We start from the raw sequence: 12,917 nt of genomic DNA on the forward strand, positions 1-12,917 counted from the left end.
CATGAATTTAATTAAGAGTATTTCATCCATCGCCAGCTCCTCGGTCCTCTCGCAGGCAATCGGCGCATTTTCCGTGTGGCTGATTTCCCATCGCTACGGCATGGCGGAAGTCGGGCACTACGCGATGATCTACAGCAACGTGCTGATTGGCGCGCAGGTTTGCACTTTTGCGTCGCAGCTGCTGATCCCGCGCCAGGAGGAGCATGAACTGGGGCAGAACGTGGTGTTTTGCCTGCTGCAAAGCCTGCTCCTGGCGCTGCCGTGGGCGGTCATCACCGGACTGATATTCCATCTCAATATCGCGTTTCTCTATCTGCTGACCTTCGGCTATGCGCTGGTTTTGATCGCCGAGAACCTCTCGCTGCGCGGCGGCAACTATCCGTTTCTCACCTTTCAGCGCATCGCCGTGTCGCTGGTGGTGGCGATAGCCCTGCTGACGATGCCGAACGCCACCCTGTTCTATATTGCCTGGATGGTGGGCATTTTGCTGCTGCTCAGCCTGTGCCTGCTGCGTTTATTTCACTTCAGCACCCTGACGCCGGCGCATTTTTCTCCGCGCGCCAACGGCCTTTTCGCACGCCAGCACTGGCAGCATCTCAGCCGCGTCGGCAGCGCGGAAGTGCTGGCGATGGCCAGCAACAATCTGCCGACGATGCTGATTAACGTCTGGTTTTCACCGCTGGTCGCGGGTTATTTCTCGGTGGTGAGCCGCTTCTGCTTATCGCCGGTGATGATTGTCGGTAACGCGGTGCGCAATTCCATCTTTTCAAAATGGTCGATGGATTTTCGCAACAACACCTTTAACTATGCGGAATACAAAAAAATTCGCCTGCTGCTGTTGGCCGCGGCGCTGATCTGTATCCTTGGGATCTGGATTTTCTATCCGCTGGTTATGCGCCTGGGCTTCAGCCAGGAGTGGCTCAATTCGATCCCGACCTCACGCTATATGCTGCCTTATCTGTTCGCCGCCCTGGCCGTCAGTCCGCTGACCGTTATCGAGCTTATCTTTGGTTCTAAACGCTATTTTTTACGCATTCAGATAGAGCAGCTGCTGATCATTATCGCCGCTTTTATCGCGCTGCCTGAATTGGGCCAGAGCTATGAAATTGCCCTGCTGACCTTCTCTGTTCTTACCAGCATTCGCTATCTGTTCATTCTGTTGAAAATGAATAAGCGGGCGCTCCAGCTCTCCCGGCAGGAGCAGAAAATATGCAGCTAAACACCGGTCGCTATCTGGAAGCATTCGCGCTGACGACCATCGTCTTCTGCGGCACGGTGCAGTATTTCACCGGCGTTGTCGCCGTACTATGGCTTCCGTTTTTCATGGTGCTGGTAATGGTGGTTCTGCTGATGATGCAAAGCCGGCAGCAGCCTCTCGCGCTCAGCGCCCGCGAGAAGGTGGTGCTGGCGCTGTATCTGACTTTTATTATCCTTAGCCTCTGCGCCACCGTTTTACAATCCGGCATCGTCACCGCCATCGTCGGTTTTAAAAACGAACTGGCCCTGTCGCTGGTGATGTTTTGCATGCTGCTTGGTATGTTTCGCGAGTCGCAGCTGCATCGCCTGACTCAGCTTTTTTACTGGCTGTTCTACGTCCAGTTCCCGCTGGCTATCTATCAGGTGCTGGTGGTGGTGCCAAAACGCGTCGCCCTGCGCGGTGAGGATGAAAAGTGGGATTCGGTAGTCGGCACGTTTGGCGGCGACCCGATGGGCGGCGGCAATACCGCGGCCATGGGGATGTTCTGCCTGCTGATTATGCTGCTGAAGGTGTCCGAATTTAAGCACGGTATCTGTTCATTCAAATCGATGGCGGCGCATATCGTGCTGGCCTTTTTCCTCTGCGTGGTGGGCGAGGTAAAATTCGTGATTCTGCTGTCGCCGTTCTTACTGGCGCTGCTGTGGATCATGCCCGCTTACGTCAGCGGCATCAGCAAAGTCACCCTGCGCTCGTTGATGATAATCGCCGCCGGAATGGTGGTGTTAATTTTTGCCGCTATCACCATTCTCGCCTCCAACTACTCGTCGGCCTTTGGCGGGGATCCGACCAAAAGCGCGCTCTCGGTATTTATCGATTCCCTCGGTTATATTTTTGATACTAACTACATTATGGAAAGCGGCGAGCTTGGCAGGTTTACCACTATTTTCTTCTGGCTTAAGCATAACGAACTTTTTGGCCCCGGCGGAATGCTATTTGGCTACGGTCTGAACGCGACCAACAGCGGCAGTACCGTCTCCCCAGGCTATATTGGCGCCTGGTATCATCTGATACTCGATTCCACCGCGCTAAGCATGATGCTGTGGGAAGTCGGTATTATCGGCGTGATCTTATTTATCGCCATGATTGCTTCTATTCTTATCGGCATGCGGCCCAAAGAGACCTTTTCCCGCTACGATCTAAAGCGTGAAGATTTACAGCTGCTCAGCTCCGCGCCTGCATTTTACGTCTTTGCCATCGGCTGTTTACTCAGCCTTCCCTACAGTCAGATCCTGATGATCATTCCCATGCTACAGTTTTTATTATGGCTGGCCCTCGGGGCGCTCATTGTCATTCATCGTTCCGTCCGTCTGAACTCCGGTACCCAATATGAATAAAACGCCATCAATTACCGTCAGCATTAAAACCCTCAACGAAGCGCAGGGGATTGAAAAAACGATCGACAGCGTCCGCAAGCAATTGCAGCCTTACCCCCATCAAATTATCGTCGCCGATAGCCTCTCCACCGACAACACCCGGGAGCTGGCCATCGCCAAAGACGCGATGGTGGTCTGCCTTGATAATGCGAAAGATCGCTGCTGCGGCGTGGGCCACCAGCTGGGCTGGTTATTCAGCGAAGGGGACTATCTGCTGCTGCTGGACGGCGATATGGAGCTGGAGCCGGGTTTTCTCGACACCGCCGTCGCCTTTCTCGAAGAACATCCCGAATACGCTGGCGTGGCGGGCAGCGTCGAGATGGATGATGCCGCTAACTATGAATTTAAATCGCGCAAGCAGCGCCTGCATCTTATTTATCCGCAGGGTGATACCGACCATCTTGGCGGCGGCGGACTCTATCGCCGCTCGGCAATCGAGAAAATTGGCTATCTGACTAACCTTAATCTCCACGGCTATGAAGAAGCCGAATTGGGGATCCGCTTGCAGGCCGCGGGCTATAAACTCCACCGCCTCGCTGCGCCCTATTTTAGCCATGCTTCCTATACCATGCCGACGTTTAGAATGTTGACCTATCGCTGGAAGAACGGTTTTTTATGGGCGCCCGGTGAGCTATTACGCAACTGCTGGGGGAAAAACCATTTTCCTGCCGCGCTTAAGATTGTTCGCAACGAACTGATATTCACGCTGTATATCCTGGTATTGATTATTTGCCTGCTGTCGTTAAATCCCGGTTTGATTATTATCGCCCTGCTTCCGCTGCTGGCGTTTATCGCCCTGAAGGCGATTAAAAATAAGTCGCTGCGGGACGGCGTACAGAGCGTTATCAACTTATCGTTATTTTCCGCAGGTATGGTGCGAGGCCTCATGAACTCCGTTCGCGATCCGATGAAACAACCCGCCGTGACCGTCTCCAACCCAAAACATATCCAGACAGAACATGAAAATATTATTCGTTAACAAATTCTTTTTTATTAAGGGCGGAGCGGAAACCGTATTTTTCCAGGAGCGAGACGCTATGCTGCAAGCGGGCTATCAGGTTGTCGACTTCAGCATGCAGCATGCAGAAAATAAACCCTCGCCCTGGGAAAGCTTCTTCGTACACAACGTGGACTACCATCAAAACCACGGGCTGACGGGCAAGCTCAAAGCGGGTATCGACTTTATCTACAACGCGGAGGCCTGCAGCAAGCTCAATACGCTGCTGCTGGCGCAGCGCCCGGATATTGTGCACTTTCATAATATTTACCATCAGCTGACGCCGGCGCTGATCGGCGTCGCCAAACGCTTTGGCTGCAAAACCGTGCTGACCGCGCACGATTATAAAATCGTCTGCCCATCGTACACCATGCTGCGCGATGGCCACGTTTGCGATGACTGTCTTACTGGTTCGGTGAGCAACGCCTTCCGCCATCGTTGCCAGCAGGGCGACACCTTTAAAAGCCTGCTGCTGTCGCTTGAGGCCTACTGGCAAAAGTTCGCGCAAAATTACGCCATGCTCGATTGCATCATCGCTCCCAGCGAATTTATGCGTCAGACGCTGCTGCGTAAATTACCCCGGTCACGGATCGAGACGATCGTCAACGGTATTGATGCCAGCGCCACGATCCCGGGCGATACGGCGGGCGATTATTTCCTCTATATCGGCCGCTTGAGCCGTGAGAAAGGCGTCGCTACCCTGGCGCTGGCGCAGCAAAAAATGCGCCAAATGATGCCGCTAAAAATCGTCGGCGACGGCCCTCTCGGCAACGACCTGCGCGCCCGCTTTAGCGGTCCGGAATTTCTCGGCTATATGCGCCACGGAGAAGCGCTCAACGCGTTGATTCGCGGCGCGCGGGCGGTGATCGTCCCTTCCGAATATTATGAAAACTGCTCGATGTCGGTACTGGAGGCGATGGCGTTCGGTCGCCCCGTCGTCGGCGGCAATATCGGCGGCATTCCGGAGCAAATCCGCGATGGCATTGATGGCTATCTGGTGGAACCCGGGGATGCCGACGCGCTGGCGCGCATCATGGATGGCCTGGCCGCCAATCCGCAGCAGGCGCGGGAAATGGGCATCAACGCGCGCCAGCGTTTAGAAGAGAAATACGATCTCGCCCGGCATATGCAGGTTCTGCAGGAACTCTATCAGCAGCTTGTGGGGGAAGCGAAATGAAGCTCAAAGTGACGGTGCTTGGCACCCGCGGTATTCCGAATGTCCAGGGCGGCGTTGAGACCCATTGCCAGAATCTCTATCCGGAAATCTATCAACAGAATCACGCCGATATCTGCGTCATTGCCCGCTCACCGTACGTTGACTACCGCCGCAGCGAATATAAAGGCGTGCGGTTAAAAAGCCTGTGGGCGCCTAAAAGCCGCAAGTTCGAAGCCATTATTCACTCAACGCTGGCAGCCTTCAGCACCCTGTTTGACGGCTCAAATGTGGTTCACGTTCATGCGGTCGGCCCTGGCCTGGTGGTCCCTCTGCTGCGCCTGCTCGGCAAGCGCGTCGTTTTTACCCACCACGGCCCGGACTACGATCGCCAGAAGTGGGGCAAAATGGCGAAAGAGATGCTGCGTCTTGGTGAGAAATGGGCGGTGAAATATGCCAATGAAGTTATTGTTATCTCGGAAGTGATTAATACGCTGATTAAAACCAAACACGGCCGTACCAACGCTAACGTGATCTATAACGGCGTGCGCCAACCGCCGCTTCCCGCCGAAGAGACGCGACAGGCCACGCTGAATCAGTATTCGCTGAAAGCCGGGCAATACATTGTCGCCGTCGCCCGTTTTGTCGAAGAAAAAGGGCTGCACGATCTGCTTGCCGCCTACAAAGCCTCGAACTGTTCGCTGCCGCTGGTGCTGATTGGCGATGCCGATCATCCGGATGAGTATAGCGAGCGACTGAAGAAACAGGCGGCCGCTACCCCGGGAGCGATCATGACCGGTTTTATTAGCGGCGATCCGCTGCATACCTTGTTCTCACAGGCCGGGCTTTTTGTTCTTCCGTCTTACCACGAAGGGCTGCCCATTGCCCTGCTGGAGGCCATGTCCTGGTCCTTACCGGTTATCGTCAGCGATATCCCCGCCAACCTGGAGATCGGCCTGCCTGCGGAGGTTTATTTTCCGACGGGCAATGTCGCCGCGCTAGCGCAAAAGCTCCAGTCCTGGCGCGGCGAGGAGACCGTGGATTACAGCCAGTTAATGCCCAAATACCGCTGGCCGGACATTGCAGCGAAAACGGCTCAGGTCTACCAGCGATTAACGAACAAGAGTCAACCGTGACAAAATCAACATCCGACCTGGTCATTGAGCGCTTTTATTCCGCGCTTGATGCGGAAACAGAAAGTTCATTAACGCCGGAGCAGAAACGCGGTATCGAACAGGCGCTGGTGAGATCGAGCCTGGCGTCGCGCCATCGTATCGACTTTCGCCATAGCTTTCCGTTTCTGCATCGTCGATATTTTGTAGTCTTTTTATGCGGTCGCGATCTGCGCAAAATCCCGCGGGAAAGTACGCTGCTCGGGCGTCTATTTTCCACCCTGGCGATTACGTTTGCCGTGCTGTTCGCCATTCTTGCCGTGCTGCTGGCGCTCTATATGCTGAAATCCGCGCTGGGAATCGATGTGTTTAAGAACTTTCACGTCGGTATCTGGACATGGTTTGTGAACCTCCACGATAAAGTGAATTAACGATGAGCTCTTTTTCGCCGCGCCGCGCCGCGCTCTGTTTGGCGCTCCTGCTGGCCGGAATCATTCCGTCTGCGGCGGTACTGGCTGAACGCACGGTTATCACCCCGCCGGCCTTCACCGGTCTGTTAACGAACCCAGGGATCGGCGTGGCCAGTTTCCACGATGGTTATGGCCAGAAGCCCTCTCTGCAAGAGTATCCGAACACCGGGTTTGAATACGATCGCTTTTACTGGAGCGATCTGGAGCCTGAAGAAGGCGTCTATAATTTTGCGCCGATCGATCATGCCTTCAGCGTCGCCGCTCAGCATCAGCCGGCGATGAACGTCGGATTGCGTATTATGGCGCTCGATGAACCGCAATCGGGCTCGAAAATCCCCGCCTGGCTTATCAAAAAAGGCATTCAGGGACAATGGGTCGAAAATGGCAAAACCTTTGTCCCGGATCTCAGCGATCCGACTTTTATCGCCTATGCGCAAAAGCTGCTTAACGCCCTCGGCGCGCGTTATGACGGTAATCCGGAGCTGGCGTTTGTCGATATCGGCATGGTGGGTTCGTGGGGTGAATGGCATAACTCCAATTTCCCTGACGTCGCGCCGTTGATGGAAAAGTACACTCCGCAACAGCTCAATCGCTACGTTGATATGCACTTCAGCAGTTTCCCTAAAACGCCCAAAATCATGTTGATCAGCGGCGGCGACTCGCTGGCCTGGGCCAGCCAAAAAGGCGCCGGATGGCGCGCGGACTGCTGGGGAGACTGGCATAACTTTTCCCCGGAGTGGAGCCATATGCGCGATGACTATCCTCAACGCCTGGCCGCCGCGCAGGCGGCGTGGGGCGGGTTTAATGACGGCTGGCAGCACGCCCCCGTGAGCCTCGAGATTTGCGGCTATATGGCGGAATGGGAAAGCGTGCAGCATTACACTCGCGAAGAGGTCCAGGCAAGCTTCGACTGGGCATTAGCGCAGCACGCCAGTACCCTGAATCTGAAATCGCGACCGGTGCCGGCAGCGTATCGCGATATCGTTGATAATGCGTTATTGCGCATCGGCTATCGCTACCGGGTGAGCCAGCTGGAATTTGATACGCCCGTACGTAGCGGCATGCCGCTTACGCTGAATGTCACCTGGCGTAACGACGGCGTCGCCCCGGCCTATCTCCCCTGGCTTGTACAATGGCGGATAGTCAATGCGGCGGGCGATACCGTTACGCAAATCAAAACGGCGGATGACGTTCGCCAGTGGCTGCCCGGAGCTCATCAAAGCCGCGCTACGCTAGCGCTGCCTGCCGGGCTGCCTGACGGTCAATACCGCCTGCAGGCGGCCCTGGCCAATCATCAGGGGCAACCGCGTATTCAACTCGCTAACGAAGGTCAAACCGGTGACGGATGGTATTCACTGGCTTCGTTTAACCTTAAGGAATAATCATGTTTGAGGCTATCAGACAGGTCGGCCAGGAGATCAAATCCTGCGGCGGCATAAAAGCGAAAATCGCGGTTCTGCTCTATCGTCTGGCGACGCTCTATCGCAGCCGTAATCCTCTGTGGAAGATCTGCGGGATCCCGTTCGTTATTCTCAATATCGTGATTAACGAGTGTTTATTTTGCATTGAGCTGCCGTGGCGAGCGCGCATTGGCTATGGGCTGAAGCTGTATCATCCGCACTGCATTGTGATTAACCGGGGAACGATCATCGGGCAAAATTGCACTTTGCGCCAGGGCGTCACTATTGGCAGCGTGACCGATAGTCAGGGCCGGGAAAGCGCTAGCCCGCGAATTGGCGATAACGTGGAATTTGGCGCCCACGCCGTGGTGATTGGCGCGGTCACGCTAGGCGACAATGTCAAAGTCGGCGCGGGCACGGTGGTAACCAAAGATCTGGCCGCCGGCATGATTGCCGTCGGTCAGCCATACCGGGTATTAAACGGCGATTAGCGTAGGTTTGCCTGGGGACAAAACCCACGCTGATAGAAACGCGGGTTTTAACGCGGGATAGCAAAATGACCGGAACTTAGGCCCTCAGCTTAACCGGTTCGCTGAAATCATCGGCGGGCTCCAGCTTAAGGCTGAAGGTCGCCAGTAACGCTTCGGCTCGTTGGTGAAAATCGCGTAGCGTCTTTTCGAGCTTTTCCGTGACTTCAGGATCGTCAATCGCGACCGGACGCCAGTCGCCTTCTTTATCGAACAATCCAAACTGATAGCTATAGGTGAAGCGCGAAGCCTGCGCTTCCATCTCCATCCACCATCCCCAGAACTCGCGTTTTTCAGGCGCTGGTTTTACGTTGACGCAAACTGCCAGGCAATCGAAAAAGAAGCGGTTGTCTTCACATTGCTCCTCACGGATGTAAGGGCCAAGCGCCGTGAATTTCTTAATCAGCTTACTCTTCAGGTGTCCACTCGGTAACGTCATTGCGATCTCCTTTAGTGATGCTATGACGTTACCAAATCAATAGAATTTAGCAATATATTAACTAAATCTATGGCTAATCCAGCGGGCGATCTGCCGCAGGGCGTGATCGAAATTACGGTAGACCGGATTGAACGGGATCTCCAGCAGCTTGCCGTCGGAGGAGGAGGAAGTGATTAAACGCGACTCCTCTTCCGGACTGAACGGATCGTCTTTCCAGAAACCGGAGAGCATCGGCGTAGGGCAGCGACGCCCCAGCAGACCCTGAACCTTCAGGGAATAGCGGTTAAGCTCAACCCGCAGCGCTTCGTCGGAGGCGTCATGCATACCCAGACGCGACGCCAGAACGTCGAGATACATTTCCGGCACCCGTCCCTGATGCAGCGGGTCCACCAGCAGTCCGTGCACCACCGGCCCCAGACAGGCCACCGCCTTCAGGCGCTGGGGTTCAAGATAGCCCAGCCGGACGGCGATGTTCGCGCCGAAGCGGAAACCAAAGGCGGCCACCCGGGTATGGTCAACCCAGGGAACATTAGACAGATGCTGCAGCACATACTGGTGCAGCATGCTGGTATCCTGGGTCAGCTTGCATTTTGAAGAGAAACCGATGGAAGGCATATCGACCGTCAGCATAGCGATGCCCAGGGGCGCAAAATAGTTCTCGTACAGGTTGTAATAATCGGTCTGTAGCGCGTCAAGCCCGCCGCACATCAGCACCGTCGGGAACGGCCCATCGCCCGGCGGCATATGTAAGAAACCGGTGATCGGCGCGGCGCCGGGGATGGCGAACTCCAGCTCTCGCAGTTTGCCGGGCAAGCGCTGGGCGGCTTCTTCATAGGCCCGGTATGCCAGCACCTGCGCCTGTTCCGCCAGCTCATCGCCCTTGATATGCGGATAGGCGGCAATGCTGTAAAGGTTTGCCGCATGGAGCCAGTGACGGCCGCTAACCAGAAGATTCTCTTCCTGACCGGCCTTTTGCTGCCAGTCCATCGCCTGTTTGGCCCATTCAAAGATCCAGTTGCCGCCGCGATAGCCCACGACCGTATCGTAAAGCTCGGGGTCGGTCCGCTCCGCATCGCTCATGACGATACGCGCCTGCACGTCGAGGATTTCCTGTGGCGTCACGCCACGCCAGATCCACATCAGGCGGTTAATCAATCGGTACCAGTGATCAACGTGATTGCCGCTAAGCGCGGACTGGATCGGTTGTTGCGCTCCGGTGTTAAACCGACGCACCAGCGTAGAGGTTTCCGGATGTTTGAATCGGGGTTTAAACAACGTTTCGCTAAGGTTAGCCTGGGACATGTGCCGCCTCCATCATGTTGCCACTCAAGCTATTGTAACCTGCGTCAGGGTAAAAAAAACCACGCCCGGCAAAACCGGGCGTGGTAATTAGCATTTATGCGGGAAATTAACGGCCTGCGATAGGCGGTACGAATACCACGCCCATATCCCACGGCTGTTCAATCCAGGTATCCTGAGGAATATCAACGACATAATCATCAACCAGAGGGCGACCTGCCGGTTTGGCGAAGATGGTGACAAAATGTGCTTTAGGATACATTTCGCGGATGGCAACGGCGGTACCGCCGGTATCAACGAGATCGTCGATCACGATAAAGCCTTCGCCATCGCCTTCCGCACGTTTCAGCACGGTCAGTTCACGCTGATTATCGTGGTCATAGCTTGAGATGCAAACGGTATCAACATGACGAATACCCAGTTCACGCGCCAGTAATGCTCCCGGTACCAGACCGCCACGGCTAACGGCAATAATGCCTTTCCACTGTTCAACCGGCAGCAGACGGGTTGCCAGTTTGCGGGCGTGAATCTGCAACATGTCCCAGGTGACGACGTATTTTTCGCTCATGTGAAGTGTCCCAGCCTGTGTAATACGGCTTAAATAATGTTCGAGGGGGAAAATGGTTGCGCGAGATTATAGAGATCTGACGCGCTAAAAACCAGCGTTAAGCGGCCCCCGCGACTCTTTTTACGTGGTTTACACTACCAGAGTACACGGAAAGTGGTATTCTCAACCCCATCGCGCAAGCCCGGGCTTGTAGTGTATTTGATTGCTAACCCCTCGATCTGCAAACGACTTTTGCAGGTGATTGTAAGGAGACTTATCGTGTCTGAACTGTCTCAATTATCCCCGCAGCCGCTGTGGGATATTTTTGCCAAAATCTGCTCTATTCCTCACCCCTCCTATCACGAAGAACAGCTCGCTGAGCACATTATGGGCTGGGCAAAAGAAAAAGGCTTACACGCGGAACGCGACCAGGTTGGCAACATTCTGATTCGTAAAAGCGCGACTGCCGGTATGGAAAACCGTAAACCGGTGGTGCTGCAGGCGCACCTCGATATGGTGCCGCAGAAAAACAACGATACCGTTCACGACTTCGCTAAAGATCCTATTCAGCCGTATATCGACGGCGAGTGGGTTAAAGCGCGCGGCACCACCCTGGGCGCCGATAACGGTATCGGCATGGCCTCCGCATTGGCGGTGCTGGCCGACGACAACGTTGTTCACGGCCCGCTGGAAGTGCTGTTGACCATGACGGAAGAAGCCGGAATGGACGGCGCGTTTGGCCTGCAGGCTAACTGGCTGCAGGCGGACATCCTGATCAACACCGACTCCGAAGAAGAGGGTGAGATTTACATGGGCTGCGCCGGCGGGATCGACTTCACCTCTGACCTCGCGCTGACCCGTGAAGCCGTTCCGGCCGGTTTCCAGAGCTTTAAGCTGACCCTGAAAGGGCTGAAGGGCGGCCACTCCGGCGGCGAGATCCACGTTGGTTTAGGTAATGCCAACAAGCTGCTGGCACGCTTCCTCGCGGGCCATGCTGAAGAGCTGGATCTGCGCCTGGTCGATTTCAACGGCGGCACCCTGCGCAACGCTATTCCCCGCGAGGCGTTCGCTACTGTCGCCGTGGCCGCGAACAAAGTGGATACGCTGAAAGCGCTGGCTAATGAGTACCAGGCGATCCTGAAAAACGAGCTGGCGGCCAAAGAGAAAAACCTGACAGTACTGCTGGAATCGGCTGCGAACGACCAGCCTGCGCTGACGGCCCAATCTCGTGACACCTTTGTACGCCTGCTTAACGCCACGCCGAACGGCGTCATCCGCAACTCTGATGTGGCAAAAGGCGTGGTGGAAACCTCGCTGAACGTCGGCGTGGTGACCATGACCAGCGATAACGTGCAGATTCACTGCCTGATTCGCTCGCTGATCGACAGCGGTAAAGATTATGTCGTCAGCATGCTGGATTCTCTGGGCAAGCTGGCCGGCGCGAAAACCGAAGCGAAAGGCGCCTATCCTGGCTGGCAGCCGGACGCCAGCTCGCCGGTGATGCATCTGGTGCGTGAAACCTATCAGCGTCTGTTCAACAAGACGCCGAATATCCAGATTATCCACGCGGGCCTGGAGTGCGGTCTGTTCAAAAAACCGTATCCGGACCTGGACATGGTTTCTATCGGGCCAACCATTACCGGCCCCCACTCCCCGGACGAGCAGGTTCACATTGAAAGCGTTGGACAGTACTGGACGCTGCTGACCGAGCTGCTGAAATCCATTCCGGCGAAGTAAGACAATTAAGGCCCACACCGCGAGGCGCGGGCCTTTTCTTTATAAGATGACCGTTCGAAAAGCCCGCCTTACCGATCGCGTATACCGGCCACGCGCATTTGCCGCCTTGAGTCATTGCAGGAAAGGCCTGCAAAGTGCGTTCTGAGTATTTAGCGCATCGATTTCCCGCCGCATCCGGTAATTAAGAAACCGCTCACCGCGCGCTTCAACCTGCTGTTGCTCAATTACGCTAAAACCGTGGCGTTCAAAAAAGGGCTTTGCCGTAATGCTGGCTTCTACCGTTAACACGCGTTCAGGCCGCCGTATAAGCAATGCGTTGAGCAATGCGCTGGCTATTCCCTGGCGGCTATAGTCGGGAGAAACAAACAGCAAATCAATATAGTCATCCACGGTGGTAATAAACCCGACCGGCGATGCCTCTTTTACCGCGACCAGTACCCGTGAAGCCGCTATTTTTTGCCGCCAGCGGGCTTCATCAACCTGAGCCCAGGCGGCAATTTGCCGGGGAGAATAATCGGCGCTGGCCGTCTCTTTAATCGCCCGCAAAAAAATCGCGCATAGCGTGGCAAAATCACGCTCTCCATACGGTCTTATTTTCGGCATTG

General features: G+C 55.3%; 13 protein-coding genes. 9 read left to right on the forward strand and 4 right to left on the reverse strand.

Translation table 11 applies throughout. From position 1 onward, the window contains the following. Position 1 precedes the first annotated feature (1 nt). Genes CMQ96_RS24660 through CMQ96_RS24695 form a run of 8 tightly spaced genes read left to right on the forward strand, consistent with a single transcriptional unit; the run spans position 2 to position 8,254 of the window. Entirely contained in the window at positions 2-1,219 is a 1,218-nt protein-coding gene (locus tag CMQ96_RS24660; RefSeq protein WP_098067478.1) for a capsular biosynthesis protein, read from the forward strand. Further along, positions 1,210-2,592, forward strand: a complete 1,383-nt coding sequence (locus CMQ96_RS24665; protein ID WP_004133807.1) for a hypothetical protein — start codon at positions 1,210-1,212, stop codon at positions 2,590-2,592. Before CMQ96_RS24660 ends, CMQ96_RS24665 begins: the two co-directional genes overlap by 10 nt. Then, positions 2,585-3,610: a glycosyltransferase gene (locus CMQ96_RS24670; protein ID WP_004133808.1), complete on the forward strand. Its 1,026-nt coding sequence runs from the start codon at positions 2,585-2,587 to the stop codon at positions 3,608-3,610. Before CMQ96_RS24665 ends, CMQ96_RS24670 begins: the two co-directional genes overlap by 8 nt. After that, positions 3,591-4,805, forward strand: coding sequence for a glycosyltransferase family 4 protein (locus tag CMQ96_RS24675; RefSeq protein WP_024359127.1), 1,215 nt, complete (start codon positions 3,591-3,593; stop codon positions 4,803-4,805). The genes CMQ96_RS24670 and CMQ96_RS24675 overlap by 20 nt, the downstream gene beginning before the upstream one ends. Then, complete coding sequence (locus CMQ96_RS24680; RefSeq protein ID WP_004133810.1) at positions 4,802-5,917, forward strand: glycosyltransferase family 4 protein; 1,116 nt, start codon at positions 4,802-4,804, stop codon at positions 5,915-5,917. Before CMQ96_RS24675 ends, CMQ96_RS24680 begins: the two co-directional genes overlap by 4 nt. After that, positions 5,914-6,324: a hypothetical protein gene (locus CMQ96_RS24685; protein ID WP_004133811.1), complete on the forward strand. Its 411-nt coding sequence runs from the start codon at positions 5,914-5,916 to the stop codon at positions 6,322-6,324. The genes CMQ96_RS24680 and CMQ96_RS24685 overlap by 4 nt, the downstream gene beginning before the upstream one ends. 2 nt (positions 6,325-6,326) lie before the next feature. Then, positions 6,327-7,745 (forward strand): DUF4832 domain-containing protein, encoded by a 1,419-nt coding sequence (locus CMQ96_RS24690; protein ID WP_049088535.1) that lies wholly within the window; start codon positions 6,327-6,329, stop codon positions 7,743-7,745. A 2-nt stretch (positions 7,746-7,747) separates the two neighbouring features. Then, on the forward strand, positions 7,748-8,254 hold the full coding sequence (locus CMQ96_RS24695; RefSeq protein WP_004133814.1) for a serine acetyltransferase: 507 nt from the start codon (positions 7,748-7,750) through the stop codon (positions 8,252-8,254). Between the two features lie 76 nt (positions 8,255-8,330). Here CMQ96_RS24695 and crl read toward each other — a convergent pair whose 3' ends face one another. The 3 genes from crl to gpt form a co-directional block, all read right to left on the reverse strand. Next, a complete protein-coding gene (gene crl / locus CMQ96_RS24700; RefSeq protein WP_004133815.1) occupies positions 8,331-8,729 on the reverse strand; it encodes a sigma factor-binding protein Crl in 399 nt (132 codons plus the stop codon). Between the two features lie 57 nt (positions 8,730-8,786). Next, a complete protein-coding gene (gene frsA / locus CMQ96_RS24705; RefSeq protein WP_024359130.1) occupies positions 8,787-10,031 on the reverse strand; it encodes an esterase FrsA in 1,245 nt (414 codons plus the stop codon). 106 nt (positions 10,032-10,137) lie between these two features. Beyond that, on the reverse strand, positions 10,138-10,596 hold the full coding sequence (gpt, locus tag CMQ96_RS24710; RefSeq protein WP_004129200.1) for a xanthine phosphoribosyltransferase: 459 nt from the start codon (positions 10,594-10,596) through the stop codon (positions 10,138-10,140). 258 nt (positions 10,597-10,854) lie between these two features. On the opposite strand from gpt, the gene pepD reads away from it, so the two are divergent. Continuing rightward, entirely contained in the window at positions 10,855-12,312 is a 1,458-nt protein-coding gene (gene pepD, locus CMQ96_RS24715) for a cytosol nonspecific dipeptidase (RefSeq protein ID WP_098067479.1), read from the forward strand. A 111-nt stretch (positions 12,313-12,423) separates the two neighbouring features. Here the strand turns inward: pepD and CMQ96_RS24720 are convergent, their stop codons facing one another. After that, on the reverse strand, positions 12,424-12,915 hold the full coding sequence (locus tag CMQ96_RS24720) for a GNAT family N-acetyltransferase (protein ID WP_024359132.1): 492 nt from the start codon (positions 12,913-12,915) through the stop codon (positions 12,424-12,426). Between the last annotated feature and the right edge of the window lie 2 nt (positions 12,916-12,917).

The sequence above is a fragment of the Klebsiella sp. MBT K-1 genome, from assembly GCF_002556465.1.
Lineage (GTDB): Bacteria > Pseudomonadota > Gammaproteobacteria > Enterobacterales > Enterobacteriaceae > Klebsiella > Klebsiella grimontii.